Raw genomic sequence first — 26,543 nt, forward strand, 5'->3', positions numbered from 1 at the left:
TTTAATCAATGCTGTACGCTGCCGCGCTGAGGAACCGCGCGGGTGAGGCTTAATGAGAAGATGATGATCACCCCGACGATGGCCACACCGGCCAGGGTTAACAATCCGGCGGCGCTGCTGGCGAACAGCGTTTCGGCCTGCACGCGAACGATTGGCGCCAGAAAGCCGCCGATGGCGCCAAACAGGTTAACGAAGCCAATCCCGGCGGCCAGCGCCGTGCCGGAGAGCAGCTGCGTCGGCATCGTCCAGAAGACCGGCTGCACGGCAATCACCCCAACCGCCGCCACGCACAGCGCGATGATAGCCAGCACCGGCGCCACCAGTCCGGAAACCGCAATCCCGACCGCTGCCGCCAGCAGCGTCAGCGCGGCAATATTGCGCCGCTCGCCGGTGCGATCGGAGTAGCGAGGGATAAGCCAGGTGCCGAACAGCGCCGCCACCCATGGGATAGCCGTCACCACCGACGCAATGAAGCCGACTTTGGTGCCCAACAGCGCGGCGACCTGAGTAGGCAGGAAGAAAATCAGGCCATAGACCGCCACCTGAATGGTCATGTAAATCAGCGCCAGCTGCCAGACCCGCCCGTTACGCAGCGCATCGGACAGGCGCGAGGTGACCTTTTTCTCCTCCTCTCGCGCCAGCTCGCCGATCAGCGCCTGTTTCTCCGCAGCGCTCAGGAAGCGGGCATGCTGCGGCGAATCGTCCAGCCAGAAGAAGGTGAACGCTCCCGCGGCGACAGCAAGCAGGCCTTCAATCACAAACATCCAGAACCAGCCGGGATGGCCCATAAACCCATGCATCTCCAGCAGTGCGCCGGATAAAGGCGAACCGAGCGTCAGCGCCAGCGGCGCCCCCATATAAAAAAGCCCCATAATGCTGGCGCGGTTTTGCTGGGGAAACCACTGTGAAGTGAGGTAGATCATGCCGGGGAAGAAGCCCGCCTCCGCCGCGCCCAGCAGGGTGCGTACCAGCAGGAATTTCGCTTCCGTATCCGCCCACGCCATCGCCGCCGACAGCACGCCCCACAGCAGCGTGGTGCAGCCGATCCATTTTCTGGCGCCGAATTTGCGCATCAGCAGGTTGGCCGGTACCCCGAGAAAGGCATAGACCACAAAGAAAATCCCCGCCCCCAGCGCATAGGCTTCGTTGCTGAGGCCCGTATCCAGCTGGTAGGTCTCTTTGGCGAAACCGATATTCGAACGGTCAAGAAACGCCAGCACGTACAGCGCCAGCATAAAGGGGATTAAGCGGGCGCGGTTTTTCTTCACCACGCTCTCCAGCAGAGTGTTGCTCATCATAATATCCTCAGGCGTGGGCCGCCGGGCGGCCCGGGGGATCAGTGTTGATAAGGACGTTTCAGGTTGCAGTCGCGATTGAGTTCGACGCCAAAACCGGGTTTATCCAGGACCGATTTATGAATGCGCCCCCTCTCAGGCACCGGCTCGCCGAGCAGGATCGGGTCGAACTGCGGACGCAGCGTGGCGCAGTCCGGACTGGTCATCAGAAACTCGCTGAACGGCGTGTTGGTGAAGGTGATCACCGCATGATGTGAGTACACCGACGAGCCGTGCGGCACCACCAGCTGCCCGCGCGCTTTAGCAATAGCCGCTATCTCCACCAGCGTGGTTAAGCCGCCGCACCAGCCGACGTCGGGCTGCATAATATCGATTCCGGTCTCCGACAGGGTGCGGAAGGACTGCAGGGTGCCGTGGTGCTCGCCGCTGGTCACCATCATCCCGGCCGGCGCCTGGCGCTTCAGCTCGCGATAGCCTTCATACTGCTGCGGCGGCAGGCACTCTTCGATCCACTTGAGGTTGTAAGGGACGCAGGCATGGGCAAGTTTGGTGGCATAGTTAACGTCCTGGCTCATCCAGCAGTCCAGCATTAACCAGAAATCCGGGCCGCATTTTTCGCGCATGTCCGCCACCATGGCGACGTCTTTGCGGATCCCGGCGTCGCCATCGTGCGGCCCCCAGTGGGTGGGCATTTTGCCGCCGATAAAGCCCATCTCCTGCGCCAGATCCGGACGAGCGCCGGTAGCATAGAACTGGATTTCGTCACGCACCGCTCCGCCCAGCAGTTTGTAGACCGGCAGGCCAACCACTTTCCCGAACAGATCCCACAGTGCGAGGTCGACACAGGAGATAGTGTTCATCACCAGACCGCCGGATCCCGCGTAGTAAAGGGTAGCGTTGAGCATCTGGTCATGGATCAGTTTGATATCGCTGACGCATTTGCCTTCGATAAAGCGGTTGAGATGTTTCTCCACGATAAAGCAGCCCATCTCTCCGGCCGTCGACACGGCAAAGCCGGTCTGCCCGTTGTCAGCCTCCACTTCCACAATCAGCGTGCCCAGCACGTTGATGCCAAACGACTGGCGGGACTGCTCATACTGTTTATATTTGCTCATCGGGGTAGCGATATGATCGTCAATCCAGTGGTTAGCCCCCTGATCGTGGTAATCGCCGCCGCCGGCGCCCTGCTCTGCCGTGGCGCCGCCGGTAAACCAGGCACGGACGTGTTTAATTTTCGGTAGGGTCATGGTGTTCTCCTTATGATGAGGCGAGTTGTTCGAAGGGGCTTTTCCACCCCAGCAGTCGTGAAATATCTTTCGCGCAGGCAATCGCCTTACCGGCCAGATAATCGCGATTGTCTTCATTGATTTGCAGACGGGTGCCCACCACCGAGATGGCGGCGGTCAGGTCGTTATTGGCGTTAAAAACCGGGGCGGCCACGCAGCGCACATCCGGGTAGTCCTCGCCATTATCAAAGCTCCAGCCCCGGGCGCGGATCCGCCGCAGCTCCTCCCGCAGCTGTTGAGCATTGCTGATGGTCGTTGGCGTAGCCCGCTCCCACTGCAGTTCATCGATAATCGACGCCTGAACGCTGGCGGGCTGCCAGGCCAGCAAACATTTGCCGATCCCGGAGCGATAAAGCGACAGGCTCTTACCTTCGTGCGAACGCACGCTAATGGTGGCGGGAGACTCAATTTTAAGAATGTAGTAGGCGTTACCCTGATCGATAATGCCCAGATGGCAGAGCAGGCCGCACTCATCCATCAGCCGGGTCAGGCGTGGCCGCGCCAGCTCGCGCAGGTCCATTTTGCTTAGCGCCTGCCCGGCCAGCTCCACCAGTTTGGTCCACAGGCAGTAGTTATCCTGATTATCCATACTGATGAAGCGCTGCTTTTTCAGCTCGCCCAGCAGCAGATAAACCGTGCTTTTCGGGATCCCCAGCTCCGCTATTATCGTCGCCGCGCTGCAGGGTCCGATGCGGCCAATTAAATTGAGGATCTCAATCGCGCGGGTCAGCGCCGGGACTTTCGTTGATTCCAACATACTGGACTCCAATCCTGAATACTGGAATCAGTGTTGCGGTTGTCCGGGCGGTAAAGTGTGAGCGACATCGCGGGGCAATCGCTTTCCCGTATGCTGGACCGTTCGCAGCGGAAAATTGCGACTTAACGCACAGAATTTTTTCAGGAGAGTACAACAGGCTGGACAACCGGCGCCAGGGAGAAGCCCGTGCGCCGGGAAACGACTTACAGCGAGAGGGAATCCACCACGTTAATCCAGCCATGTTCGCTGGCCAGCGGTTGGCCATTCAGCCAGCGACGCAGCAGGTTTAATGCCATCATGGCGCAGACTTCCTGGCGTACCGCCAGGCTGTGGCGGGTGACGCTGAACTTCACCCGCAGCGCGAAGGTGCCGTCCGGGGTGGCCAGGGCCACGTTAAGATGATCGTTCTCCTGGCCGCTCACCGCCAGGGCCAGGCCGGCAAAATGGTTTATGCGCCGCTCGGCCGCCCAGCGGGCCGCCTGCGCCAGCGTCTCCTCCTGCGCCGGGACCACTTCGCTGGCCAGCAGCGGCGCGCCGGCGCGGGACAGCTGGAGCGCCAGCAGACCGCCGGTAAACTGCTCGCTGAGCGTCAGGCTCAGCTGCCGCTCCTGCAGGGAGCGTGCAATCTGCGCCGGTAACCCTTCAGTGCCTTCGAAAATCAGGCTGTCGCCAGCCACTTTACGCACTTCCGGCCACAGAGCCAGCATGGCGTCACGCTGCTCAGCCGGTCCGGTCAGCTTCAGCTCAATGATCGGCATCGACGAGCGGTAGCCCATCACGACGCCAGGCGGTAACGTCAGCGGATTGAGGTTTTGCGCCAGCTCGCTTTCCGAGCGGCCAAAAGTGGTCAGCCGCAGGCATACCGGCGGTTCCGGCAGCGTAAAGCGCTGGCGCAGGCGCGGTAAAATCTCCTGCTCGACCATCACTTTGAATTCAGAGGGAACGCCGGGGGTGAAAAACATCAGGCAGCGATTGAGCTGGATGGCAAAGCCGCAGGCCGTGCCCACCGGGTTATTGATCATCTCGGCGCTGGCGGGGATTTCCGCCTGCTTACGGTTGCTTTCCGCCATCGGCCGCCCGCGTTCAGCAAAGAAGCGGGTCATGGTATCCAGCCACTCCGGATGCAAAATAAGCCCTTCGCCTTTCGCGGTGGCCGCGGCCAGCGCGCTCAGGTCGTCGCTGGTGGGGCCAAGGCCGCCATTGACGATCAGCACATCCGCCTGTTCGCTGCGTTCGCGCAGAATCGCCACCAGCGCATCGAGATCGTCGCCGACGGTATGACGGCGCGTTAACGGTAAACCCTGATTAAAAAAGAAATCCGCCAGCCATGCTGCATTGGTGTCAACGATTTGACCATGCAACACTTCATCGCCAGTGGACAGCATTTCCACATTCAACATTGCTCACTCCTTGCCTGCCAGGTGGCAAATACTATAACGCAAAGCGGGATGCTGACGAGGAGGAAAATCTGGCGCGGCAAGAAGAGACCGCGCCGGAGGAGATTAGAAGCTGGCGCTGGCGCCGATGTACGGGCCGTCGGCGATGGTGTTATCGCGGTTGCCATCTTTGCCCGCCAGGTTCAGATAGCGATAGCCTGCCTGGATGCTGAGCGGACGCATGATGGTCCAGCTGGCGCCGACGTTGGCTTCCTGATAGCTGTCAATGCCGCTGGAGAGGGAATCCGGCGAGTAGTAGTAGTCGCCGTACAGGCGGAAGCTGTCGCCGATTTTCCACTGCAGGCCGCCGCCGACCGCGGCCGCATAGCCTTCATCACCCTGTTTCGGGTTGGTGTATACCCCTTTACCGCCCACGGTCGCGAGGAACGGCCCCAGCGGAATATTCAGGCCCAGGCCTAAACCCGCGGCGTCGCCGTCGTTATCGCTGTGCAACCAGTTACCCGAAACAGCCAGACCGGTGGACTCGGTGCCGAAGCCGACCCCAAGGTTGGTGTAATGCTCGCCTGCTTCGCCGGTAACGCTGATCGCATGGGCCGCCGAAGAAACCAGCATGACGCCAGCCAGCGCCATAAAAATGCTTTTTTTCATTATTTACTCTATCCAGAAAATTAAAATCAAAGAAGTCCCGAAAAAACCTGAAAATTCTACTGCGCACTCGTCAGGAATCAATGACCTGGCGAAATGATTTTTCACAAGAGTGTAACCAGTTGCGTCTTTTATGGCATCGGACGTTGCCGGTGCGGGGCGTCGGGAATTCAGCGTCATTCATATTGATGTTTAATATGATTTACGCCAAATACATTGACGTTAAAAGGGGCACGCCGCACGATCGGCGCGGCGAGGGGGTATTCGTCGCCCTTTCCATGGCGGTGCTCCATACGGATATTTTCGCTTAACGTAGCACTCGACAAGGCCAGGGCTTTATTTCTGTTGCGATTTAACGAGGCGGCTCGCAAACTGTTTCATCAGCCTACCGCCCTATCCCCTGAAGGAGAAAAACCATGCGCCAAAGGACCATCGTTTGCCCGCTGATCGAGAATGACGGCCATTTTCTGCTCTGCAAGATGGCTGCCGACCGCGGCGTTTTTCCCGGACAATGGGCCTTATCCGGCGGCGGCGTGGAGCCGGGGGAACGTATTGAAGAGGCGCTGCGCCGGGAAATCCGCGAAGAGCTCGGCGAAAAACTCATCCTTACCCATATTGCGCCGTGGAGCTTCCGCGATGATACCCGTGTTAAAACTTACCCCGACGGGCGCCAGGAAGCGATCTATATGATCTATCTGATCTTCGACTGCGTCAGCGCCAATCGTGACGTGACGATCAACGAGGAGTTTGACGATTACGCCTGGGTGAAAGCGGATGAGCTTAAAAACTACGATCTCAACGCCGCTACCCGCCTCACCCTGAGCATGAAGGGGCTACTCTGACGCCACGGTCGGCAGGCGCAGCGTCGCCTTCAGTCCGCCCAGGCTTTCGCTGCGCGAAAGCTGCAGGTGGCTACGATGCAGACGCGCGATATCGTTTACCAGCGCCAGCCCCAGCCCGGCGCCGGGTATCGCGCCCGCGTTATCGAGGCGGCGAAACGGCATCAGCGCCTGGTGTACCTGCTGGTCGTCAATTCCCGGGCCGCTGTCTTCCACGCTGAGCAGCACGGCGTCGCCGTCGCGATGCAGGCTAAGCGTGACCGTACCATATTCCGGGGTATAGCGAATGGCATTGTCGAGCAGGTTAGCGCACAGTTCCCCCAGCAGAACGCTATCGCCTGCCACCTGTACCGCCGACTGCTCGCCCTCATAGCCAAGATCGATATGTTTGCTCCGCGCTTGCGCAATACGCGAAAAGCAGCTGTTGCGCACAATTTCCGGCAAGTTAATCACCGCAAACGCCTGATCCCGCTGTTTTACCGTCGCCAGCTGCAGCAACCGCTCCGTTAACAAGACCGTATCGTCCAGCGTGGCGCGCATCGCCTGCAGGCTTTCGCGCCACAGTTGCGGATCGTCGCTGGCCAGCGCAACCGAAGCCTGCGTTTTCAGCACCGCCAGCGGGGTTTTCAGCTGATGGGACGCATCGGCGCTGAAGCGCTCCTGGCGGGAGATCATCACCCGCAGGCGATCGATATAGCGGTTGAACGCGACAATCAGCAGCCGCGTTTCTGACCAGGGCAGCAGCTCCGGCAGCGGCGTCAGCAGGCCGGGTTCACGGCGCACCATCAGCGCGGAGAGCTGGCGCATGGGCCGCAGCACGCGGCGCAGCAGCCAGGCTGCCAGCACCAGCGTCAACAGGACCAGTAAGCCCTGCGACACCCAGGATGAGAAGAGTAATTGTCCAGCCAGCCAACGGCGGGACTGCAGCGTTTCGGCAATATAGATCTCCGCCATGCCCACGATGCCCCCTTCGTTGATGGGCTGCAGCAGGCGCGCCACGCGAATTGCCTGACCGCGATATTCGGTATGATAAAACCATGCCAGCGCCGGATAGAGCTGAGTTCGCGAGGTGGAGGGCGGCATCGCGGGCAGATCGTCATAGCCGGAAATGACCTTCCCCTGCGGGTCAAGCACCTTGTAATAGAGGCGATCGTTCATGTTGAGCTCGAAGCTGTCCAGCACCACCCAGGGCACATTCACCTCCAGTTGCCCTCCGCGCACCACCAGCCGTTCGGCCACCGTCCGCGCCGACGACAGCAGGGTACGATCGTAGGCTTGCGTCGCCGCCTGCAGCGCGCTGACGTAGCTATTAAACGCGGAGAGTCCCCACAGCAGGACCAGCGGCAGGCCGAGAAACAGCAACAGTTGGGCATAGAGCGATTGCGGCTTACCCCATCTCATGGCGCTCGCACTCAAGCAGATAGCCTAACCCGCGCAGGGTGGTTATACGCACATTGCTCGCCTGAAGTTTCTTGCGCAGACGGTGAATATAGAGTTCGATGCTTTCCGGACTGACGTCGTCGCTGAGACTGAACACCTGTTCGAATAACTGCTGGCGCGAAACCGGGCGGGTGCGGCGAAACATCAGCACCTTCAATAACGCCAGCTCGCGCGGCGTCAAAGACAGCATCTGGCCACGGAGTAAAAAATAGCCTTCGTCACAATACGCCAGCTCACCAAGCTGCTGCACCTCATGCACCTGCCCTTCGCTGCGCCGGAGCAGCGCCCGCAGGCGGGCGTCGAGCTCTTCCAGCTCAAAGGGCTTGGGTAAATAGTCATCCGCGCCGGCATTTAAACCTTTCACCCGGTCCGCTACCGCGCTGCGGGCGGTCAGCAACAGCACCGGCAGAGTCTGCCCGCGCTTGCGCAGCCGCTGGACCACTTCAAGGCCATCGTACCCCGGCATACCGATATCCAGCACCGCCAACGCATATTGCTCGCTTTGCAGCAGATGGTCGGCCGCACGCCCGTCAGCGACGCAATCCACGGCAAAACCGCCCTGCACCAGCGCTTTTTCCAGCCAGTGAGCCAGCTCACGATTATCCTCGGCTAATAAGAGACGCATATCACATCCTGTAACGTTGCTGCCGCATTGAAAGGGAAATGAAAGGTAACTGTTTTAACAATCATGCAACCGAATCGCCATATGTCGGTTCACATAATCAAAAAAACCTGCCCTGTACCTGCTGAGGAAGCCTATGAAAACGCCATTTCTCCGTCATCTGAGCGCCATCGCGCTGTGCCTCTGTACCACATCCGCCTTCGCCGCGGAGGCCCCGTCCCGCACCGAATGTATCGCGCCTGCTAAACCGGGCGGCGGCTTTGACCTGACCTGTAAGCTGATTCAGGTGAGCCTGATGGAAACCGGCGCCATCGAAAAACCGATGCGCGTCACCTATATGCCCGGCGGCGTGGGCGCGGTGGCCTACAACGCCATTGTCGCCCAGCGCCCGGCAGAGCCGGGGACCGTCGTCGCCTTCTCCGGCGGCTCGCTGCTAAACCTGTCGCAGGGTAAATTCGGCCGTTACAGCGTCGATGACGTGCGCTGGCTGGCGAGCGTCGGCACCGACTACGGCATGATCGCCGTGCGCGCCGATTCGCCATGGAAAGATCTGAAATCGTTTATGACCGCGTTGGAGAAAAACCCCTCCAGTATCGTGATTGGCGCCGGGGCCTCTATCGGCAGTCAGGACTGGATGAAAGCGGCGCTGCTGGCGCAAAAAGCCAACGTCGACCCGCATAAAATGCGCTATGTCGCCTTTGAAGGCGGCGGCGAGCCGGTGACCGCGCTGCTCGGTAACCATGTGCAGGCAGTCTCCGGCGATCTCAGCGAGATGGTGCCCTATCTGCAGGGCAATAAAATCCGCGTGCTGGCGGTCTTCTCCAGTGAACGGCTGCCGGGGGCGCTCGCCGATGTCCCCACTGCAAAAGAGCAGGGCTACGACCTGGTCTGGCCGATTATTCGCGGCTTCTTTATGGGCCCGAAAGTCAGCGACGCCGAGTACCAGTGGTGGGTCGATGAATTCACTAAACTGCAGCAAACCGAAGCGTTCAAAAAGCAACGTGAACTGCGCGGCCTGTTTGAATTCAATATGAACGGCAAGGCGCTCGATACCTACGTTAAGCAGCAGGTCAGCGACTACCGCGAACAGGCGAAAGCCTTTGGCCTGGCAAAATAAACCGCGGAGGCGCTCATGAGCGATCGTATTTTTGCCGGAGTATGGCTGTTGTTATGTACTGGCGGTCTGTTTATCGCCTGGCAGATCCATAGCGAATACTCCTATGAACCCGTCGGCCCGCGCCCCTTCCCGCTCGGGATCATCGGCCTGATGCTGCTGTGCTCGGCGTTAATGCTGCTGCGTCGCCCGGACGCCGTCGAGTGGCCGGGACGGCATGTGCTGCAGCGTCTGCTGACCATGGTCGTGGTGCTGGTGGTGTACGCCTGGGGGTTTGAATGGCTCGGTTTTCCGTTGGCCACCGCGCTGCTGACGGCGATCATTGGTCTGCTGTTCGGCGCGACGCTGCCGGCGGCGGGCATTGCCGGCGTCGCGATGGGCGTGTCGTTATGGTACGCCTTCGACACCCTGCTCGATGTCACCTTGCCCCTCGGCATCTGGTTTAATTAACGGAGGCGTTTATGGATACCTGGATCTATCTCTCGCAGGGCTTCGCCGTCGCCATGACGCCGGAGAACCTGTTGATCGCCCTGATCGGCTGCTTTGTCGGGACTATCGTCGGCCTGCTGCCGGGGCTGGGGCCTATCAACGGCGTGGCGATCCTGCTGCCGCTGGCTTTCGCCCTGCATTTACCCGCGGAGTCGGCGCTGATCCTGCTGGCGACGGTCTATATCGGTTGCGAATACGGCGGGCGTATTTCATCGATTCTGCTGAACGTGCCCGGCGATGCCGCCGCCATTATGACCGCCCTCGACGGCTATCCGATGGCCCAGCAGGGTCGCGGCGGCGTTGCGCTGTCGATTTCCGCCGTCAGTTCCTTCTTTGGCTCACTGATCGCCATCGGCGGCATTATTTTGTTCGCGCCGCTGCTCGCCCAGTGGTCGCTGGCGTTCGGTCCCGCGGAATACTTCGCGCTGATGGTCTTCGCCATCGCCTGTCTTGGCAGCATGATGGCGCAGAACCCGCTGAAGTCGTTCCTCGCGGCGTTAATCGGCCTGGGGCTGGCGACGGTGGGCGTAGACGCTAATACTGGGGTTTACCGCTTCACCTTCGACAGCGTCCATCTCTCCGACGGCGTACAGTTTATTGTGGTAGTGATCGGCCTGTTCTCGGTTTCGGAGATCCTGCTGATGCTGGAGAGCACCAGCGGCGGACAAACCCTGGTGCGGAAAACCGGACGGATGCTGTTTAACACCAAAGAGGCCGCACAGTGCGTCGGCGCGACGCTGCGCTCCTCGGTGGTGGGTTTCTTCGTCGGTATTCTGCCCGGCGCCGGGGCGACCATCGCCAGCGCCATTACCTACATGACGGAGAAAAAACTCAGCGGTAACAGCGATAACTTCGGCAAGGGAGATATTCGCGGCGTGGCGGCGCCGGAAGCGGCCAATAACGCCTCCGCCTGCGGTTCCTTTATTCCCATGCTGACGCTCGGCGTGCCAGGGTCCGGCACCACCGCGGTGATGATGGGCGCGCTGACGCTGTATAACATTACGCCCGGCCCGGCGATGTTCACCGAACAGCCGGATATCGTCTGGGGTCTGATTGCCGCCCTGCTGATCGCTAACGTGATGCTGCTTATCATGAACATTCCGCTGATCGGCCTGTTCACCCGTATGCTGACCATTCCGCTGTGGTTTCTGGTCCCGGCCATCGCCGCGGTCTCCGCCGTCGGCGTTTACGCGGTACACAGCACCACTTTTGACCTGTTGCTGATGGTGGGGCTTGGCGTGCTTGGCTACATTATGCGCAAAATGCACTTCCCGATGTCGCCGCTGATCCTTGGCTTCGTGCTGGGGGAGATGCTGGAGCAGAACCTGCGCCGCGCGCTGTCCATCAGCAACGGCAACCTGGCGATCCTGTGGCAAAGCGGGGTAACCAAAACGCTGCTGGTGCTGGCCATCGCCGTGCTGGTGGTGCCGCCGCTGCTGCGTCTGCGGCGTAAACAGCGCCAGCGTCGCGCCGAAGCCAATATCGGCTAAGCCGGCGAATTGACCCATTCGCGCAGCGCCCGGCGCGAGATCTTAATCCCACCGTTCTTTAACGTTTCCGGCAGCCGCAGCCAACGCACCGGCTGCTGGAAACGCGCCAGCCGCTCCGCGCTCCATGCCGCCAGCACACTGATCTCGCAGCCATCATCGCATTCCACCACCGCGACCGGACGCTGGCCATATTCCGCATCGTCCAGCGGCACGACAAACGCCTGCTGTATCTGCGGGTGCGCCACGATGATCCGTTCCACCTCCTCAGGCTGGATCCCTTCCCCACCGCTGAAAAAGAGATTATCCAGGCGCCCGAGGAGAGTGAGCCGTCCATTGATGATCTCGCCGCGATCGCGGGTGGCAAACCACCCTTCGTCGTTGGTCAATGGCAACAATTGACCGTCGCGCCAGTAGCCTGCGGCCATACTCGCCGCCCGCAGCCAGACCTCGCCGGCAACGATTTTCATCTCCCGCCCCGGCAACGGCGCGCCCACATCCGCCGCGCCGTCGGCCTCTTTGGCGCAGACGGTGGAAGCGAACTCGGTCAGGCCATAGCCGCAATAGGTGCGTACCCCCTGCCCCCGCGCCCGCTCGGTCAACTCGACGGGGATCGCCGCGCCGCCAAGCAGCACCGCCTTGAGGGAGAGCGCAACACCGTCATTCAGCAGGCGCCACAGCTGTGTCGGTACCAGCGAAGCATGGGTGCAGCCCTGCAGCATCTGCGCCAGCGGCTGTTTATCGCGCACCGTCAGCCGCGCGCCGGCCAGCAGCCAGCGCCACATAATCCCCTGGCCGGAGACATGAAACAGCGGCAGCGACAGCAGCCAGTCATCTTCTGCGGCAAACGGCATCAGCGCCAGCACGCCGGCGGCGCTGGCCAGATGGGCGCTGGCATCATGCACTGCCGCCTTCGGCAGACCGGTCGACCCCGAGGTCAGCGTCATTGAGGCGAAACGATCCCTGCGCCACGGCACAGCATGGGTTCCCGCTGCCGCCTGCAGGGTTAACGCCGGTAAATCCCCCGGCAGCGCATCGCCGTTAAGCACCAGCTGATGCTGGACGGTCAACGCTGGCAGCAGTTCCTGCAGCAACGCTGCGGGCAGCTGCGGATTCAGCGGCAGCACCCGCGCGCCGCACTGCAGCAGCGCCAGCCAGGCCAGCAGCGTCGCCGGCTGGTTAAAAGCCTGCAGCGCCACCCCTTGACCTGCCGTTACGCCCTGCGCGGCAAAGCCGACCGCCAGCGCGTCAACGTGGGCGCACAGGTCGTGCCAGGTCAGCGGCTGGTCATTCAGGCGCAGCGCCTGCGCCTCTCCGCGCCGCTGGCGCCAGTGGCGCCAGGGCCAGTCGCAAAAGGTCACAACAGCGCCTCCAGCGTATCCATGTTGATCATCGGCAGGGTGCTTTCCGGCCACGGCCGCACCAGCTGGGCGCCCATCAGCGACAGGGTGTCCAGTCCGGGGATGGTCTGCGGCGTCAGCCAGGCGGCAACCCGCGCCAGCTGGGTTAACCCGAGGCTGGACTCGATTGACGAGCTGATCACCGCGCTCAGCCCCAGCGCATGGGCCGCGGCGACCTGCTGCTGAACCTGGTGTAAACTGCCGGTTAGCGTCGGCTTGATCACCACCGCGCGCACGCCAGGCTCGGCGACGAAGCGAAAATCCGCCTCGCGCAGGCTTTCATCCCAGGCGATAGCGATCCCGGTTTCGCGGCTAAAGGCCCGTGAGTCCGCCGGCGTTTGACAAGGCTCCTCAATAAACGCAATGCGCTGGCGATACGCCGGATCGACATATTTCGCAAACTGCTGCGCTTTCAGCGGCGTCCAGGCCCGGTTGGCATCCAGACGCAGCTGCAGGTCGGGGATGGCTTCCAGCAGCAGATTAACCACCATGCCGTCGCGGACCGCCTCCCAGAGCCCCACTTTCACCTTAGCGACTTTCTCGCCGGGCATCGCCGCCAGTCTGGCGAACAGCTCATCCGGATCGCCGGAGCAGAGCGGCGCTGCGCGATAATCCGCGGCCAGCGGCAGCTCGCCGCTGAGCTCCGCCTGCGCGCAACTGATGCCAAACGCGACAGAAGGCCGCGCAGGAAGCGCCGGCTCCGCGCCGTCGCGCCAGGCCTGCGCCCAGAGCAATAGCGCCGCCTGCGCCTCCTCCAGGGTCTCTGCGCTGAATCCCGGCAGGGGAGATATTTCCCCCCAGCCCTCCCGTTCACCCTCCCGCAGGTGGATGAACAGCCCATCGCGGGTTTTTAACCGCCGTTCGCGCAGCACCACGCCCGCGTCCATCGGTATCTGCCAGCGGTAAACCTGCGATACGCGCATTAGGGATTCCGTTTAAATTTGCTGAAGTCCGGCTGACGTTTCTGGTTGAAGGCATTGCGGCCTTCCTGCCCCTCTTCCGTCATGTAGAACAGCATGGTGGCGTTGCCGGCCAGCTCCTGCAGACCGGCCTGGCCGTCGCAGTCGGCGTTCAGCGCCGCTTTCAGGCAGCGCAGCGCCATTGGACTGTTCTGCAGCATTTCCCGACACCAACGCACCGTCTCTTTTTCCAGATCCGCCAGCGGCACCACGGTGTTCACCAGCCCCATATCCAGCGCCTGCTGGGCGTCATACTGACGGCAGAGGAACCAGATTTCCCGCGCTTTTTTCTGCCCGACGATGCGCGCCATATAGGAGGCGCCCCAGCCGCCGTCGAAGGAGCCGACTTTCGGCCCGGTCTGACCGAAGATGGCGTTTTCCGCCGCGATGGTCAGATCGCACATCATGTGCAACACGTGGCCGCCGCCGATAGAGTAGCCGGCCACCATCGCCACCACCGGTTTCGGGCAGGTGCGGATCTGGCGCTGAAAATCGAGTACGTTGAGATGATGTACGCCGGAGTCATCCTGATAGCCGCCGTAATCACCGCGAACTTTCTGATCGCCGCCCGCGCAAAAGGCTTTCTCACCTTCGCCGGTCAGGACAATCACCCCGATATTGTCGTCATAACGGGCATCCGCCAGCGCCTGGATCATTTCTTTGACGGTCAGCGGGCGGAAGGCGTTGCGCACCTGCGGGCGGTTGATAGTGATTTTGGCAATGCCGTCGGCCGATTTGTGGTAGCGAATATCGGTATAGCCTTCGGAACAATCGTGCCATTCAACAGGGGCATAGAGCATTGCTTCATCAAGAGAGATCATAGAATGTCCTTCAGTTAACTTGCCAAAATCTGCGCCAGACAGGCAATCACCGCCGCCGGGTTGTCCCGGTGCGCGTTGTGTCCGGCATGGTGAATAAGATGGAGATCCGCCGCGAGCGCCTGGGCGATGGCGTGAAACTTCGCGTCGTGCTCGCCGCACAGGTAATGAAAGGGGAAATCGCGCGCCTGCAGGGATGCGCGCAGATCGGCCTGCCCGGCAAGGGAGGTTGCCTGCAACATCGCCGCCAGCGTCGCGCCGTTGTTCCGGCTGCGTAAGGCGACCAGCGCCGCGCGCTGCCCGGCGTTCAGTGAAGCGAAGACCGGCTGCTGATACCAGTCGGCAAAGACCTGCGCCAACGGCTCATGGCGAAAACGGTCCGCCCAGGCGCTGTCGTTGCTGCGCCGCGCCCGCCGCGCTTCGGCATCCTTCAGGCCAGGATGGCCGCCTTCGACGATCAGGCCGCGCAGACCCGCGCGCGGCTGGCAGGCGAAGTTCATCGCCACCCGGCCCCCCAGCGAGTAGCCGATCAGCCAGTAGTTAAGTATGTTGTAACTATTAAGCGTAGCCTGCAGCAGAATATTGACCCCGGCAAAGTCCTGCACTGCGATATTCGCGGAGCCGCCGTGGCCCGGCAGATCGAGATACAGCCGCGGCCAGGCGCGAAACGCGTCGCCCACTTCCCGCCACTCGTTGCGGTCGCCGGAAAAACCGTGCAGAAAGACCAGCCAGGGATAACCCGGCTGGCCATGTTCGACAGCCGCGCTGAGAGTCACAGGCGGCTTACCTGCGCCAGCAGCTGCTGGAGGGTCTGTGTGCCGTCGGTCTCATTGACCGCCAGCTCAATCACCGTCGCCCCTGCCCTGCGCCAGGCGCCGGCCAGCGCCTCATCCAGCGCCTGCCAGTCAGCCGGGCGATGATAGGCCAGGCCGAACATCGCCGCCGCGTGGCTGAAATCAACATCCTGCGGCATTAAGTAGAACTGACGCCGCTCGTCCTGCGGCGTCGGCAACATGGAGAAAATCTGCCCGCCGTTGTTGTTCACCACGATCAGCACCAGCGGCGCCGACGCCTGGCGCAGTAGGGCCAGCGAGTTGAGATCGTACAGCGCCGAAAGATCGCCGACGATGGCCAGGGTTGGCCTGGCGCTGGCGCGCTGCACGCCGGCGGCGGTGGCGATCAAGCCATCAATGCCGCTGGCGCCGCGGTTGCTGTAAACCGGGTAGCCGGCCGGCAGCTGCGCCAGGGCGTCGATCAGGCGCACCACCAGGCTGTTGCCGACAAACAGTTGCCCCTGTTCCGGCAGATAGCGGCGAATTCGCTGCGCCAGCTGCGCTTCGCCAAAGGGTTCGTTGCTGGCGACCGCCGCCTCCCACGCCTGACGGGCCAGTTCAGGAATGGCCGTCGCCCACGGCTGGCGTTTCTCCGCCGGGTGCAGCTCAAGCCAGCGGTCAACGCTGGCAAGCAGACGGCGGCCGCGGTGCTGTGCCGGATCGAGACGACCGGGCAGATTATCCACCAGCCAGTATTCATCAGGCTCGCAGGTGGCCTGCCACTGCAGAACCCGCTTGCCGGTCAGGCTGCTGCCGAGCTGAACCACTATCTGCGCCTGCGCCAGCTCGCTCACCGCTTTGCCATTGCCCAGCCACAGGTCAGCGCACGGCAGCGGCTGCCCGGTCTGCGACAGGACATCGCCGATCAGCGGCCAGCCGAGGGTTTGGGCCCACTCGGCCACTTTTTTCCCTTCGGCAGCGCTCATTCTGCCCGCCACGACCACGCCGCGCTTTTGCCGCCAGAAGAACCAGTCGCGCTGTTTCTCACTTTCCCTCTGCAGCGCCTGACGTAACCAGGGCTTATCGCTCTGCCACCAGCTGCCGAGCTGCTGCTGCCACTCCACGCCGGTATCATCCATATCGCCATACAGCGGTTCGGCGAACGGGCAGTTGATATGCACCCCGCCGGCGTGCAGCTCGCCCAGCACCTGGTCGATGGTCGAGACCAGCCAGCGGGCGGAAATATCCTGCGAGGGACGCGGCAGAGAAATCGTCTGCGACGGATGGGAGGCGAACATCCCCGGCTGACGAATCGCCTGATTGGCGCCACAGTCGATCAGCTCCGGCGGACGGTCGGCGGTCAGGAGAATCAGCTTTTCCCCGGTGAGCCCTGCCTCAATCAGCGCCGGATAGAGGTTCGCGGTGGCGGTCCCGGAGGTCACAATGACCGCCACCGGCTGGCGGCTGGCTTTCGCCAGACCGAGCGCCAGGTGGCCGAGGCCGCGTTCGTCAAAATGGGTATGATGGATAAAGGCGCGGTTTTCCGCCGCCGCCAGGGTTAAGGGTGTCGAGCGCGAGCCCGGCGCGATGCAGATATGCTGCACACCGTGGCGCGTTAAAGCTTCCAGGATCACCGCCGCCCAGCGTCGGTTAAATGCGCTTACTGACATGAAATTGTCCGGTATCAAATATTGATGCTAAGTATAGATAAGCCAAAGTGACGGCGTTTTGATATGCATCGTCATTCCCGCTTATGGACAGAGTAGCGAGCGCAGCCCGGCCGCTTTGTTGTCAATCTCCTGCCACTCCTGCAGCGCATCGGAGCCGCTGACGATCCCCGCCCCGGCATACAGTCGCAGGGTGTCGTTGTCCACTTTCGCCGAACGCAGCGCCACGCAAAACTCGCTTTGCGCCAGCGACAGATACCCGGCGGAACCGGCGTACCATTCACGGGAAAAAGGTTCATGGCGCTGAATGAATGCCAGCGCCGCCCGCCGCGGCAGGCCGGCCACCGCGGCGGTAGGCTGCAGCTGCAGCAGACAGCGGCTGTCGTCAGGCTCCGCCAGCTCGGTCCAGATGCAGCGTCGAAGATGCTGTACCTTGCGCAACCTCACCACCTGCGGCGGCAGAACGTCCAGCGTCGAGGCCTCACTCTGCAGGCGCTGGCAGATATCCTCCACCACCAGCATGTTTTCCCGCTGATTTTTGTCGTCTTTCATCAACCAGTCGGCCAACTGCTGCGCCTTCGCGTCATCCTGATGATTAGCGACGGTGCCCGCCAGCGCTTCGGTGCGCAGCAGCGCGCCGCGCCGGCGCCACAGCCGCTCCGGCGTGGAGCCGAAAAACGCCTGACGGGCATTGAACGCCATCAGGAAATGAAAACAGTTAAGATTGCGGCTGCGGCTGGCGGCCATGATGCTCACGGCATCCAGCGGGGCGGCAAACTGCAGGTCGGTTGCCCGCGCCAGCACCACTTTATCCATGTCGCCGGCGGCGATGGCCTGCGTCGCCAGGTCTATCATTGCCTGCCACAGGGGATAATCGGAGGAGTGGCGCTCGCTCAACAGCGGCGGTACGCCGCCAGGGGTCGCCTGGGCGGTGGTCAGGCTGGCGAGAAAATCACGCGCCGTCATGGCATCGTCGCGCAGTGAGAGGTCGCTGTGCAGCACCAGTCGCATCACGGCCCTGCCGCCGCACCGACGCCATTCCAGACGCGGCAGCACCAGCCGGCCTTGCTGCGGGGCAAACGCATTCAGGCCGCAGATGCGCAGATCCTGCCGTCCGGCCTGGTGTAAAAAGCGGTTCGCGGCGTCGAGCGAGGGAAAGCTTTTTACCGCCCCCAGCGCCGCCAGCTCCTCGTCGCCATTGCGCTGTTGCCAGTAGAACTGCGGCCACTGCGGCTGCTGGCCGCACCATAGCAGCGGATCGAAGGCATCATTCAGCGGAAAGGCAATATCGATAATTCGCGTGCCGGGTGAGTCAGGAAAGGGCTCACTCAGGCCGTCACGTAAACGGGCCAGCGCAGTGGAAACAGACAGCACGCAAACCTCCACGGTAGTAAAACCCCACATTATAAGGGGTTCGACGGCGGAATAGCAGTACCCATGACGAGGGAGCGGGTTTTATCTCACCTGCTCGCCGGCCCGGAACAGGGTTGGAATGTGAGTGTTGAGGGGTCAAACAGCGCGGCTTTCCCGCGCCATGCCGATGTGCGGAATGCCATCCTCATCATAGACCTCAGTCACCGGCGTAAAACCGAAGTGGGCGTAAAAAGCTTGCAGGTGCGCCTGCGCCCCAAGGTAAATCGACTTTTGCGGCCAGTGCCGCTGACAGCTGGCCAGCGCCTGCGCCATCAGCTGATGGCCAAGCTTTTCGCCGCGCGCGGCGGGGCTGACGATAACCCGGCCAATCACCACCGGATCGTACATCTCTTCGCTTTTAAGGATCCGCGCATAAGCCACCAGTTCGCCATCGCGCCAGCCGAGAAGATGGCGATTTTCCCCAACCAAATCATCGCCGTCGACATCCTGATAAGCGCACTGCTGCTCCACGACAAAGACTTCGCTGCGCAGCTTCAGTAGCGCATACAGCTGGGGAACGGTGAGTTCACTATGATGGAGGTCCTGCCAGGTCATCATCTGCTGCTCCTTATTGATATACTGATGTTTTGCGACTCGCCCTGAGGACACTGGACGATGGAATTAACTTTTTTGGGGACATCCGCCGGGGTGCCGACCCGCACGCGTAATATGACGTCGATAATACTCAATTTGCAACAGCCAACCCGCGCCGAAATGTGGTTGTTTGACTGCGGCGAAGGGACCCAGCATCAGTTTCTGCATACGCCCCATCATCCTGGCAAACTGAATAAGATCTTTATTACCCATTTGCACGGCGACCATCTGTTCGGCCTGCCCGGGCTGCTGTGCAGCCGCTCGATGCAGGGGAATTCGCTGCCGCTGACGGTCTACGGACCAACAGGAATAAAAGAATTCATTGACACCGCGCTGCGCCTCAGCGGCTCGTGGACCGACTATCCTCTGACCATCATCGAAGTCGGCCCCGGTCTGGTGTTCGACGAAGAGGGCTATCGGGTCACCGCGTTCCCGCTTAGCCATCCGGTGGAGTGCTACGGGTATCGCATTGAGCAACACGACAAGCCCGGCGCCCTCGACGCCGCCCAGCTGATTGCCGACGGCGTGCCTCCCGGGCCGCTGTTTCACCGCCTTAAGCGCGGTGAACAGGTGACGCTGGCGGATGGCCGGGTGATCGACGGCAGCCGCTACCTGGGGCCCGCCACGCCGGGTAAAACGCTGGCCATCTTTGGCGATACCGCCCCCTGCCCGCAGGCGCTGGAGATGGCGCGCGGGGCGGATGTGATGGTCCACGAGACCACCCTGGAGCAGGCGATGGCGGAGAAAGCCAATAGTCGCGGCCACTCCTCCAGTCAGCAGACCGCGACGCTGGCTAAAGAGGCAGGCGTCGGCACGCTTATCGCCACCCACTTTAGCTCACGCTACGATGCCGAGGGCTGCCTGCGGATGCTGGCGGAATGCCGGGAGATTTTCCCGGACACCCTGCTGGCGGAAGACTTTATGGTTTACACGGTGGCGTAACATTCCGGGCATAAAAAAACCGCCATTCCGGCGGTTTTTTTATTGAGTCAATCCACTTACATCAGCGGCGTCGCCAGCTGCACGATGCTAATCAGCGGCTGCGGCCAGATACCGAGCACCAGCACCAGCAGGGCAGAGATCAGCACCACGATACCGCCAGCGCTGTACTGCCAGTTCGACGGCGCATCACGGTTCAGCTGCTCCGGCGCGCTCAGGTACAAGCTCACCGCCACGCGCAGGTAGTAGTAGAGACCGATCGCCGAGCCGACAACCACCGCGGCAACCAGCCACCACAGATGGGCGTGAACACCGACGGCCAGCACGTAGAACTTACCGATAAAGCCGAGAGTCATTGGGATACCGGCCAGGGAGAGCATCATCACCGTCATCACCGCCGACAGGATCGGACGGTGCCAGAACAGACCGCGGTAGGAGAACAGCGAGTCCGCGTCCGGGCCACGGTATGGGCTGGACATCAGGCTGACCACGCCGAACGCGCCGAGGCTGCTGAACAGGTAGCCGGCCAGGTAGACGCCAACGGCTTCCATCGACATTTCGCCGCTTTGCAGGGCGATCAGCGCCACCAGCAGATAGCCGAGGTGGGAGATAGAAGAATAACCGAGCAGACGTTTGATATTGGTCTGGCTCAGCGCCATCAGGTTACCGAAGATGATAGAGGCGAAGGCGATCAGCCCCAGCACCACGCGCACCGCTTCGCTGTTGCCCACCGGCATGTACAGGAACAGACGCATCACCACGCCGAAGATGGCGATCTTGCTGGCGGTCGCCAGGAAGGTGGAGACCGGCGCAGGCGCCCCCTGGTAAACGTCCGGCGTCCACAGGTGGAACGGCACCAGCGACAGCTTAAAGCCAAGACCGACGATCATCAGGCCGAGACCCGCCAGCAGCAGCGGCTCGTGCAGCGTGTTGTCCGCCAGGCTCTTGCCCAGCGCAAGGAAGGACAGGTTGCCGGAGTTCGCATACACCAGCGCCATACCGAACAGCAGGAAAGAGGAGGCTGCAGCGGAGAGGATGGTGTATTTGATGCTCGCTTCCAGCGAACGCTTCTGGCGGAAGGCGTAGCCGACCAGGCCGAACAGCGGCAGCGAGATTAACTCAATGCCGAGGAACAGCGCCGCCAGATGATTCGCACCGGCCAGCAGAATGCCGCCCAGGGCGGCGATCAGCACCAGCAGGTAGAACTCTTCTTTGTTGTCCTTGTAACCCTCAAGCCACGGATAGGCGAAAGTACAGGTGGCGAGACTCGCCAGCAGCACCAGCCCAGTGTAGAGCATCGCGTAGCCGTCAACGCGGATCAGCGGCGTGACGTCCATTGCCCCATTCTGGCCGACGAACCAGAGCGAGACCAGCGCGGCATTAAGCCCGAGAACCGACAGCGTGGCATTGAGAAAATGATTGCGTCGCCACGCAATGGAGAGCATCACAACCACCACCGTCAAGCCGACGATCAGCAGCGGTAGCAGTGCGATCAGTTGTTGTGGAGTTATTGTCATGGCGAATTACGGCCTTGTAGTAGAAACAGAATTAACAAACCACTGCTGAATGTTGCTCATCGCAGCATGCGAGGTGTCGAGGATCGGCTGTGGGAAGAAGCCCAACAGCACCAGCAGCACCACCAGCAGCAGGATGATAGACAGTTCACGCAGGGACATCCCCGGCAGCGCTTTCGCCGCGATTTCGCTTTTCGCTTTACCGAAGTAAGCGCGATGCAGCATCGACAGCGAGTAAACGGACGCGAATACCAGACCAAAGGTCGAGATCACGGTGATCACCGGCACCACTTTATAGCTGCCGAACAGGATCATAAATTCGCCGACGAAGTTACCGGTGCCCGGCATCCCCAGGGTGGCGACGGCGAAGAACATCGACATCGCCGGCAGCCATTTGATTTTGCTCCACAGACCGCCCATCTGACGCATGTCACGGGTATGTAGACGTTCGTACAGCTGGCCGCAGAGAATAAACAGACCCGCCGCGGAGAGACCGTGAGCAATCATCTGGATCACCGCCCCCTGATACGCCAGCTGGCTGCCGGTGTAGATAGCAATCAGCACGAAGCCCATGTGGGACACGGAGGTGTAGGCGATGAGACGTTTGATATCAGTCTGGGCAAAGGCCATCCACGCGCCGTAGAAGATCCCGATCACGCCCAGCCACATGGCGATAGGCGCAAACTCGGCGGAGGCGTTCGGGAACAGCGGCAGCGCAAAGCGCAGCAGACCGTAGGCCGCAGTTTTCAGCAGGATCCCCGCAAGGTCGACGGAACCGGCGGTCGGCGCCTGGGAGTGGGCGTCCGGCAGCCAGCCGTGCAGCGGCACCACCGGCATTTTCACCGCGAAGGCGATGAAGAAGCCGAGCATCAGCAGATATTCCACGCCGTGGGACATCGGGGTTTTCAGTAGCTCTTCATAGTTGAAAGTCCACACGCCGGTGGCGTTGAAGTGGACGAATGCCAGCGCCAGAATGGCAATCAGCATCACCAGGCCGCTCGCCTGGGTATAGATGAAGAACTTGGTGGCCGCCGTGATACGCGTTTTACCATCAGAGGCTTTGTGGCCCCACAGCGCGATCAGGAAGTACATCGGCACCAACATCATTTCCCAGAAGAAGAAGAACAGGAACATGTCGATGGCGAGGAACACGCCGATGACGCCGCCCAGGATCCACATCAGGTTGAGGTGGAAGAAGCCCTGGTATTTTTCGATTTCGCGCCAGGAACAGAGCACCGCCAGCACGCCGAGCAGGCCGGTCAGCACTACCATCAGCAGCGACAGGCCGTCGATCGCCAGATGAATGCTAATGCCGAAGCGTGGGATCCACGGCAGCACGAACTCAGACTGCCACTGCGGAATACCCGCGGATTGCGTCAGAGAATAGCCGCCCTGCATCCACAGCTGCAGGCCAAGCACCAGCGTCAGTCCCATGGTAATCAGCGCGATCCAGCGCGGCACTTTCACGCCAAAGCGTTCGGTCTGCCAGCACAGGAAGCCGCCGATAAAGGGGATTAATATCAACCAAGGCAATAACATGGTGATTTTTATTCCTTATTTAAGTCCGGTTCAGGCTATCTTACTCGTCATAGCGAACTCCGGCTGTGCTCACAATCCTCACGTACTTTAATACGCTCCGGTTGCTCCGCGCAGGCGGCGTCCACGTTGACTTCGCCGATAATGCCTGTCCTTTACGACCTGATTTTCAACGAATTCTCACAGAAAATTCACTTCGGTTTGAGGCTTGTTTTGTCGGGTGGAGCTAATGCTTACCCGACCTACGCTCCCGTAGGCCCGGCAAGCACCGGGCCGCCGGGCAACACAATCGTTCTCAAACTCAACGCAATACCATCAGCAGCGCCAGCACCACCACCGCGCCAATGCTCATTGACGCCACATACCAGCGCAGATAGCCGTTCTCGCTCACCAGCAGGCCTTTACCTGCGAAGCGGGAGAGGAGCGCCGGGATATTCATCAACGAGTTCAGCGGATCGCTCTTCAGCAGCCAGGCAATGCCGAGGAATGGCTTAACGAATACTTTGTCGTATAACCAGTCGAAGCCCCAGGCATGGAACCACCAGGTACCGAAGAAGCGGCCAGGCGCGCTGTTGGCGATAGAGGTCACCAGGGTGCGTTTGCCCAGCCACAGCCATGCGGCGATCAGGATGCCGGCAATAGCGATGATCCCGGAGGCAATCTCCAGCGTCATCACGCTGCCGTGCGCCAGTTCAGTGGTCTGCGGTAAGACGCCTTCCAGCGGCGGCACGATCAGCGCGCCAACGAAGGTGGACAGCACCAGCAGCACAATCAGCGGCAGATGATGGGTGATCCCCTTCCCTGCGTGCGCGTGAATTTGCTCTTTACCGTGGAACACAATGAAAATCATGCGGAAGGTGTACAGCGAGGTCATAAAGGCGCCGACCAAGCCCGCCACCATCAGGTTGATATGGCCGTTGGCCATCGCCCCCGCCAGAATCTCATCCTTACTGAAGAAGCCTGCGGTAATGAGCGGCAGAGCGGACAGCGCCGCGCCCCCCACCAGGAAGCAGACGTACACCAGCGGAATAGATTTGCGCAGGCCGCCCATCTTGAAGATGTTCTGTTCGTGATGGCAGGCGAGAATCACCGAACCAGACGACAGGAACAGCAGCGCTTTAAAGAACGCGTGAGTCATCAGATGGAAAATCGCCGCGTCCCATGCCTGCACGCCCAGCGCGAGGAACATGTAGCCAATCTGGCTCATGGTGGAGTAAGCGAGAACGCGTTTAATGTCGGTCTGCACCAGCGCGGCGAAGCCCGACAGCACCAGGGTAACCGCCCCGACGATCCCGACCAGATGCAGCACTTCCGGTGTCATCAGGAACAGACCGTGGGTACGGGCGATCAGGTAGACGCCGGCGGTGACCATGGTCGCGGCGTGGATCAGCGCGGAAACCGGCGTCGGACCCGCCATCGCATCGGCAAGCCACGTTTGCAGCGGCAGCTGGGCGGATTTACCGACCGCGCCGCCGAGCAGCATCAGCGTCGCCCACTGCAGCGTGGTACTGCCGTTAGCAAAGTGCTGCGGCGCCAGCTCAACCATTTCGCGGAAGTTGAGGGTACCCAGTTCGTTGTAGAGGATGAACAGCGCGAAGGCGAGGAACACGTCGCCGACGCGGGTCACCACAAACGCTTTCATCGCTGCGGCGCCGTTCTTCGGATCGGTGTAGTAGAAGCCGATCAGCAGGTAAGAGCAAAGACCCACCCCTTCCCAACCCAGGTACATCAGCAGCAGGTTGTCGGCCAGTACCAGAACCACCATGCTGGCGATAAACAGGTTGGTGTAGGCGAAGAAGCGGGAGTAGCCCTCTTCACCGCGCATATACCAGGAGGCGAACATGTGGATCAGGAAGCCGACGCCGGTCACCACGGAGAGCATGGTCAGCGACAGGCCGTCCAGCACCAGGTTGAAGCCGATGTTGAAATCCCCTACCGACATCCAGGTCCACAGCGGCACGCTGACCGCCTGTTTGCCGTTAGCGAAAAAGTCGACGCCGACATAGGCGGTGACCAGCGCCGCCAGGCCTACCGAGCCCATGCCAACGGTGGCGGAAAGGTTTTCCGACCAGCGCCCGCGGGAGAAGGCCAGCAGCACAAAGCCAATCAATGGCAAAAGAATGGTTAAGGCAAGCATGTTCATCCACGCAACTCACTTACTGAATCGATGTTCAGGTTCTGGCGGCGACGATGGAGCTGCAGCAGCAGCGCCAGACCGATACTCGCTTCCGCAGCCGCAAGGCTGATGGCGAGGATATACATAATCTGACCATCTGCCTGGCCCCAGTAGCTGCCCGCCACCACAAAGGCCAGCGCGGCGGCGTTAATCATGATTTCCAGGCTGATCAACATAAACAGCAGATTGCGGCGGATCACCAGCCCCGTCAGACCAAGCACAAACAGGATGGCCGCGAGGATCAGTCCATGTGTTAAGGGGATCATGCGTGTTCCTCCGTTTTTCTTTTGTCGCTGTCGTTCACGCGGTTGCTCAGCACCTCGCCGGCGCGCTCTTCGCGACCGATGTGGAAGGCGACCACCAGGCCCGCCAGCAGCAGCATGGAGGCCAGCTCCACCGCCAGGACGTACGGCCCAAACAGCGCAATACCCACTTCTTTAGCGTTGATTGCCGCGCCGTCGATACCCTGGTCGTTAATCCCCAGAATGGCGTAAACGATAACCACCAGCAGCACTGCGGAGAGGATGGCCGGGCCAATCCAGATCCCCGGCTGCAGCCATTTGCGTTCCTGTTCGATTTCGCTGCCGCCCAGGTTGAGCATCATCACCACGAAGACGAACAGCACCATAATGGCCCCAGCGTAGACGATAATCTCCAGCGCCCCGGCGAAGTACGCGCCCAGCGAGAAGAACACCCCGGCAATCGCTAACAGCGAAATGATCAGGTACAACAGCGCATGCACCGGATTGGTGTGGGTGACGACCCGCAAGGTTGCGAGGATGGCGATCAGGCCACAGATATAAAAAGCGAATTCCATTGCCCTCTCCTTACGGTAACAGGCTCTTGACGTCGATCGGCTTAGCTTCGTTTTCCGCTTCGCCCTTATCTTTGCCGTCGATTGCCATACCCGCCATCCGGTAGAAGTTATATTCCGGGTATTTGCCCGGACCGGAAATCAGCAGATCCTCTTTTTCGTACACCAGATCCTGACGTTTGTATTCACCCAGCTCGAAGTCAGGGGTCAACTGGATCGCCGTGGTCGGGCACGCTTCTTCGCACAGACCGCAGAAGATGCAGCGTGAGAAGTTGATGCGGAAGAACTCAGGGTACCAGCGGCCGTCTACCGTCTCTGCTTTCTGCAGCGAAATACAGCCCACCGGGCAGGCTACCGCACACAGGTTACAGGCGACGCAGCGCTCTGCACCGTCCGGATCGCGCGTCAGCACGATGCGGCCGCGATAACGCGGCGGCAAATAGACCGGCTCTTCCGGGTACATCCGGGTTTCACGTTTGGCGAAGGCATGCAGGCCAATCATCCAGATACTCCGGACCTGGGTGCCGAACCCCACCAATAATTCTTTTAAGGTCATGTTCAATTCACCC

General features: G+C 61.1%; 26 protein-coding genes. 6 read left to right on the forward strand and 20 right to left on the reverse strand.

Annotated elements, in window-relative coordinates:
• Positions 1-5 precede the first annotated feature (5 nt).
• The 5 genes from ACQUTP_RS06635 to ACQUTP_RS06655 all read right to left on the reverse strand — a co-directional run bounded on the left by ACQUTP_RS06635 (position 6) and on the right by ACQUTP_RS06655 (position 5,383).
• A complete protein-coding gene (locus ACQUTP_RS06635; protein ID WP_004201705.1) occupies positions 6-1,295 on the reverse strand; it encodes an MFS transporter in 1,290 nt (429 codons plus the stop codon).
• A gap of 41 nt (positions 1,296-1,336) precedes the next feature.
• Positions 1,337-2,542 (reverse strand): L-rhamnonate dehydratase, encoded by a 1,206-nt coding sequence (rhmD, locus tag ACQUTP_RS06640; RefSeq protein WP_048325204.1) that lies wholly within the window; start codon positions 2,540-2,542, stop codon positions 1,337-1,339.
• 10 nt (positions 2,543-2,552) lie between these two features.
• Entirely contained in the window at positions 2,553-3,338 is a 786-nt protein-coding gene (locus ACQUTP_RS06645; protein WP_285755108.1) for an IclR family transcriptional regulator, read from the reverse strand.
• Positions 3,339-3,541: 203 nt separating this feature from the next.
• Positions 3,542-4,738 carry a nicotinamide mononucleotide deamidase-related protein YfaY gene (locus ACQUTP_RS06650; protein WP_049004647.1) on the reverse strand — a complete coding sequence of 399 codons (1,197 nt, stop codon included), beginning with the start codon at positions 4,736-4,738 and terminating at the stop codon, positions 3,542-3,544.
• A gap of 102 nt (positions 4,739-4,840) precedes the next feature.
• Positions 4,841-5,383 carry a YfaZ family outer membrane protein gene (locus ACQUTP_RS06655; RefSeq protein ID WP_004201712.1) on the reverse strand — a complete coding sequence of 181 codons (543 nt, stop codon included), beginning with the start codon at positions 5,381-5,383 and terminating at the stop codon, positions 4,841-4,843.
• Positions 5,384-5,463: 80 nt separating this feature from the next.
• On the opposite strand from ACQUTP_RS06655, the gene ACQUTP_RS06660 reads away from it, so the two are divergent.
• Together ACQUTP_RS06660 and nudI are read left to right on the forward strand one after the other, a co-directional pair.
• Complete coding sequence (locus ACQUTP_RS06660; protein WP_048295237.1) at positions 5,464-5,691, forward strand: hypothetical protein; 228 nt, start codon at positions 5,464-5,466, stop codon at positions 5,689-5,691.
• A gap of 105 nt (positions 5,692-5,796) precedes the next feature.
• Entirely contained in the window at positions 5,797-6,222 is a 426-nt protein-coding gene (gene nudI / locus ACQUTP_RS06665; protein WP_131081183.1) for a nucleoside triphosphatase NudI, read from the forward strand.
• On the opposite strand, the gene ACQUTP_RS06670 is transcribed toward nudI, so the two are convergent.
• Both ACQUTP_RS06670 and tctD read right to left on the reverse strand, forming a co-directional pair.
• Positions 6,214-7,620, reverse strand: a complete 1,407-nt coding sequence (locus ACQUTP_RS06670) for a sensor histidine kinase (RefSeq protein WP_032456424.1) — start codon at positions 7,618-7,620, stop codon at positions 6,214-6,216. The genes nudI and ACQUTP_RS06670 overlap by 9 nt on opposite strands.
• Positions 7,607-8,284, reverse strand: a complete 678-nt coding sequence (gene tctD / locus ACQUTP_RS06675; RefSeq protein ID WP_004201723.1) for a transcriptional regulator TctD — start codon at positions 8,282-8,284, stop codon at positions 7,607-7,609. Before tctD ends, ACQUTP_RS06670 begins: the two co-directional genes overlap by 14 nt.
• A gap of 133 nt (positions 8,285-8,417) precedes the next feature.
• On the opposite strand from tctD, the gene ACQUTP_RS06680 reads away from it, so the two are divergent.
• The 3 genes from ACQUTP_RS06680 to ACQUTP_RS06690 are packed head-to-tail and all read left to right on the forward strand — an operon-like array spanning position 8,418 to position 11,374.
• Positions 8,418-9,398 carry a Bug family tripartite tricarboxylate transporter substrate binding protein gene (locus tag ACQUTP_RS06680; RefSeq protein WP_004201724.1) on the forward strand — a complete coding sequence of 327 codons (981 nt, stop codon included), beginning with the start codon at positions 8,418-8,420 and terminating at the stop codon, positions 9,396-9,398.
• A gap of 15 nt (positions 9,399-9,413) precedes the next feature.
• Positions 9,414-9,845: a tripartite tricarboxylate transporter TctB family protein gene (locus ACQUTP_RS06685; protein ID WP_004201725.1), complete on the forward strand. Its 432-nt coding sequence runs from the start codon at positions 9,414-9,416 to the stop codon at positions 9,843-9,845.
• An 11-nt stretch (positions 9,846-9,856) separates the two neighbouring features.
• The gene (locus ACQUTP_RS06690) at positions 9,857-11,374 is read left to right on the forward strand and encodes a tripartite tricarboxylate transporter permease (protein ID WP_004201726.1); all 1,518 of its coding nucleotides are present in this window, start codon (positions 9,857-9,859) and stop codon (positions 11,372-11,374) included.
• Here ACQUTP_RS06690 and menE read toward each other — a convergent pair.
• The 7 genes from menE to ACQUTP_RS06725 all read right to left on the reverse strand — a co-directional run bounded on the left by menE (position 11,371) and on the right by ACQUTP_RS06725 (position 18,959).
• Entirely contained in the window at positions 11,371-12,732 is a 1,362-nt protein-coding gene (gene menE, locus ACQUTP_RS06695; protein WP_285755111.1) for an o-succinylbenzoate--CoA ligase, read from the reverse strand. The two genes, ACQUTP_RS06690 and menE, sit on opposite strands and share 4 nt — an antisense overlap.
• Positions 12,729-13,694 carry an o-succinylbenzoate synthase gene (menC, locus tag ACQUTP_RS06700; RefSeq protein ID WP_285755112.1) on the reverse strand — a complete coding sequence of 322 codons (966 nt, stop codon included), beginning with the start codon at positions 13,692-13,694 and terminating at the stop codon, positions 12,729-12,731. Before menC ends, menE begins: the two co-directional genes overlap by 4 nt.
• The gene (gene menB, locus ACQUTP_RS06705; protein ID WP_004201730.1) at positions 13,694-14,551 is read right to left on the reverse strand and encodes a 1,4-dihydroxy-2-naphthoyl-CoA synthase; all 858 of its coding nucleotides are present in this window, start codon (positions 14,549-14,551) and stop codon (positions 13,694-13,696) included. The genes menC and menB overlap by 1 nt, the downstream gene beginning before the upstream one ends.
• Positions 14,552-14,565: 14 nt before the next feature.
• A complete protein-coding gene (gene menH / locus ACQUTP_RS06710) occupies positions 14,566-15,324 on the reverse strand; it encodes a 2-succinyl-6-hydroxy-2,4-cyclohexadiene-1-carboxylate synthase (protein ID WP_155008964.1) in 759 nt (252 codons plus the stop codon).
• Complete coding sequence (gene menD / locus ACQUTP_RS06715) at positions 15,321-16,991, reverse strand: 2-succinyl-5-enolpyruvyl-6-hydroxy-3-cyclohexene-1-carboxylic-acid synthase (protein WP_049004649.1); 1,671 nt, start codon at positions 16,989-16,991, stop codon at positions 15,321-15,323. The genes menH and menD overlap by 4 nt, the downstream gene beginning before the upstream one ends.
• 81 nt (positions 16,992-17,072) lie before the next feature.
• Positions 17,073-18,362, reverse strand: a complete 1,290-nt coding sequence (gene menF / locus ACQUTP_RS06720; RefSeq protein ID WP_264924406.1) for an isochorismate synthase MenF — start codon at positions 18,360-18,362, stop codon at positions 17,073-17,075.
• Positions 18,363-18,497: 135 nt separating this feature from the next.
• A complete protein-coding gene (locus tag ACQUTP_RS06725; protein ID WP_004201734.1) occupies positions 18,498-18,959 on the reverse strand; it encodes a GNAT family N-acetyltransferase in 462 nt (153 codons plus the stop codon).
• A gap of 57 nt (positions 18,960-19,016) precedes the next feature.
• Here ACQUTP_RS06725 and rnz point away from each other — a divergent pair, with 57 nt between their 5' ends.
• Positions 19,017-19,937 (forward strand): ribonuclease Z, encoded by a 921-nt coding sequence (gene rnz / locus ACQUTP_RS06730; protein WP_004201736.1) that lies wholly within the window; start codon positions 19,017-19,019, stop codon positions 19,935-19,937.
• Between the two features lie 56 nt (positions 19,938-19,993).
• Here rnz and nuoN read toward each other — a convergent pair whose 3' ends face one another.
• The 6 genes from nuoN to nuoI form a co-directional block, all read right to left on the reverse strand.
• On the reverse strand, positions 19,994-21,451 hold the full coding sequence (gene nuoN, locus ACQUTP_RS06735; RefSeq protein ID WP_004201737.1) for an NADH-quinone oxidoreductase subunit NuoN: 1,458 nt from the start codon (positions 21,449-21,451) through the stop codon (positions 19,994-19,996).
• 6 nt (positions 21,452-21,457) lie between these two features.
• Positions 21,458-22,987 carry an NADH-quinone oxidoreductase subunit M gene (gene nuoM, locus ACQUTP_RS06740; protein ID WP_004201738.1) on the reverse strand — a complete coding sequence of 510 codons (1,530 nt, stop codon included), beginning with the start codon at positions 22,985-22,987 and terminating at the stop codon, positions 21,458-21,460.
• Positions 22,988-23,285: 298 nt separating this feature from the next.
• Entirely contained in the window at positions 23,286-25,127 is a 1,842-nt protein-coding gene (gene nuoL, locus ACQUTP_RS06745) for an NADH-quinone oxidoreductase subunit L (protein ID WP_285755118.1), read from the reverse strand.
• On the reverse strand, positions 25,124-25,426 hold the full coding sequence (gene nuoK / locus ACQUTP_RS06750; protein ID WP_002913148.1) for an NADH-quinone oxidoreductase subunit NuoK: 303 nt from the start codon (positions 25,424-25,426) through the stop codon (positions 25,124-25,126). The genes nuoL and nuoK overlap by 4 nt, the downstream gene beginning before the upstream one ends.
• On the reverse strand, positions 25,423-25,977 hold the full coding sequence (gene nuoJ, locus ACQUTP_RS06755) for an NADH-quinone oxidoreductase subunit J (protein WP_004201743.1): 555 nt from the start codon (positions 25,975-25,977) through the stop codon (positions 25,423-25,425). Before nuoJ ends, nuoK begins: the two co-directional genes overlap by 4 nt.
• Positions 25,978-25,987: 10 nt before the next feature.
• Entirely contained in the window at positions 25,988-26,530 is a 543-nt protein-coding gene (gene nuoI / locus ACQUTP_RS06760; RefSeq protein WP_002913152.1) for an NADH-quinone oxidoreductase subunit NuoI, read from the reverse strand.
• Positions 26,531-26,543 lie beyond the last annotated feature (13 nt).

Origin of the sequence: Klebsiella sp. 2-CIP_Kleb. (assembly GCF_050378715.1) — a bacterium.
Lineage (GTDB): Bacteria > Pseudomonadota > Gammaproteobacteria > Enterobacterales > Enterobacteriaceae > Klebsiella > Klebsiella quasipneumoniae.

What these genes read in the sequence shown, in the direction of transcription:
- nudI (WP_131081183.1), top strand. Translation starts at nt 5,797, where the DNA reads ATGCGCCAAAGGACCATCGTTTGCCCGCTGATCGAGAATGACGGCCAT.
- rnz (WP_004201736.1), top strand. Translation starts at nt 19,017, where the DNA reads ATGGAATTAACTTTTTTGGGGACATCCGCCGGGGTGCCGACCCGCACG.
- nuoL (WP_285755118.1), bottom strand. Translation starts at nt 25,127, where the DNA reads ATGAACATGCTTGCCTTAACCATTCTTTTGCCATTGATTGGCTTTGTG.
- menC (WP_285755112.1), bottom strand. Translation starts at nt 13,694, where the DNA reads ATGCGCGTATCGCAGGTTTACCGCTGGCAGATACCGATGGACGCGGGC.
- ACQUTP_RS06670 (WP_032456424.1), bottom strand. Translation starts at nt 7,620, where the DNA reads ATGAGATGGGGTAAGCCGCAATCGCTCTATGCCCAACTGTTGCTGTTT.
- menB (WP_004201730.1), bottom strand. Translation starts at nt 14,551, where the DNA reads ATGATCTCTCTTGATGAAGCAATGCTCTATGCCCCTGTTGAATGGCAC.
- rhmD (WP_048325204.1), bottom strand. Translation starts at nt 2,542, where the DNA reads ATGACCCTACCGAAAATTAAACACGTCCGTGCCTGGTTTACCGGCGGC.
- menD (WP_049004649.1), bottom strand. Translation starts at nt 16,991, where the DNA reads ATGTCAGTAAGCGCATTTAACCGACGCTGGGCGGCGGTGATCCTGGAA.
- nuoM (WP_004201738.1), bottom strand. Translation starts at nt 22,987, where the DNA reads ATGTTATTGCCTTGGTTGATATTAATCCCCTTTATCGGCGGCTTCCTG.
- nuoJ (WP_004201743.1), bottom strand. Translation starts at nt 25,977, where the DNA reads ATGGAATTCGCTTTTTATATCTGTGGCCTGATCGCCATCCTCGCAACC.
- ACQUTP_RS06685 (WP_004201725.1), top strand. Translation starts at nt 9,414, where the DNA reads ATGAGCGATCGTATTTTTGCCGGAGTATGGCTGTTGTTATGTACTGGC.
- nuoN (WP_004201737.1), bottom strand. Translation starts at nt 21,451, where the DNA reads ATGACAATAACTCCACAACAACTGATCGCACTGCTACCGCTGCTGATC.
- ACQUTP_RS06660 (WP_048295237.1), top strand. Translation starts at nt 5,464, where the DNA reads ATGACCTGGCGAAATGATTTTTCACAAGAGTGTAACCAGTTGCGTCTT.
- nuoI (WP_002913152.1), bottom strand. Translation starts at nt 26,530, where the DNA reads ATGACCTTAAAAGAATTATTGGTGGGGTTCGGCACCCAGGTCCGGAGT.
- ACQUTP_RS06725 (WP_004201734.1), bottom strand. Translation starts at nt 18,959, where the DNA reads ATGATGACCTGGCAGGACCTCCATCATAGTGAACTCACCGTTCCCCAG.
- nuoK (WP_002913148.1), bottom strand. Translation starts at nt 25,426, where the DNA reads ATGATCCCCTTAACACATGGACTGATCCTCGCGGCCATCCTGTTTGTG.
- ACQUTP_RS06650 (WP_049004647.1), bottom strand. Translation starts at nt 4,738, where the DNA reads ATGTTGAATGTGGAAATGCTGTCCACTGGCGATGAAGTGTTGCATGGT.
- tctD (WP_004201723.1), bottom strand. Translation starts at nt 8,284, where the DNA reads ATGCGTCTCTTATTAGCCGAGGATAATCGTGAGCTGGCTCACTGGCTG.
- ACQUTP_RS06635 (WP_004201705.1), bottom strand. Translation starts at nt 1,295, where the DNA reads ATGAGCAACACTCTGCTGGAGAGCGTGGTGAAGAAAAACCGCGCCCGC.
- ACQUTP_RS06655 (WP_004201712.1), bottom strand. Translation starts at nt 5,383, where the DNA reads ATGAAAAAAAGCATTTTTATGGCGCTGGCTGGCGTCATGCTGGTTTCT.
- ACQUTP_RS06690 (WP_004201726.1), top strand. Translation starts at nt 9,857, where the DNA reads ATGGATACCTGGATCTATCTCTCGCAGGGCTTCGCCGTCGCCATGACG.
- ACQUTP_RS06645 (WP_285755108.1), bottom strand. Translation starts at nt 3,338, where the DNA reads ATGTTGGAATCAACGAAAGTCCCGGCGCTGACCCGCGCGATTGAGATC.
- ACQUTP_RS06680 (WP_004201724.1), top strand. Translation starts at nt 8,418, where the DNA reads ATGAAAACGCCATTTCTCCGTCATCTGAGCGCCATCGCGCTGTGCCTC.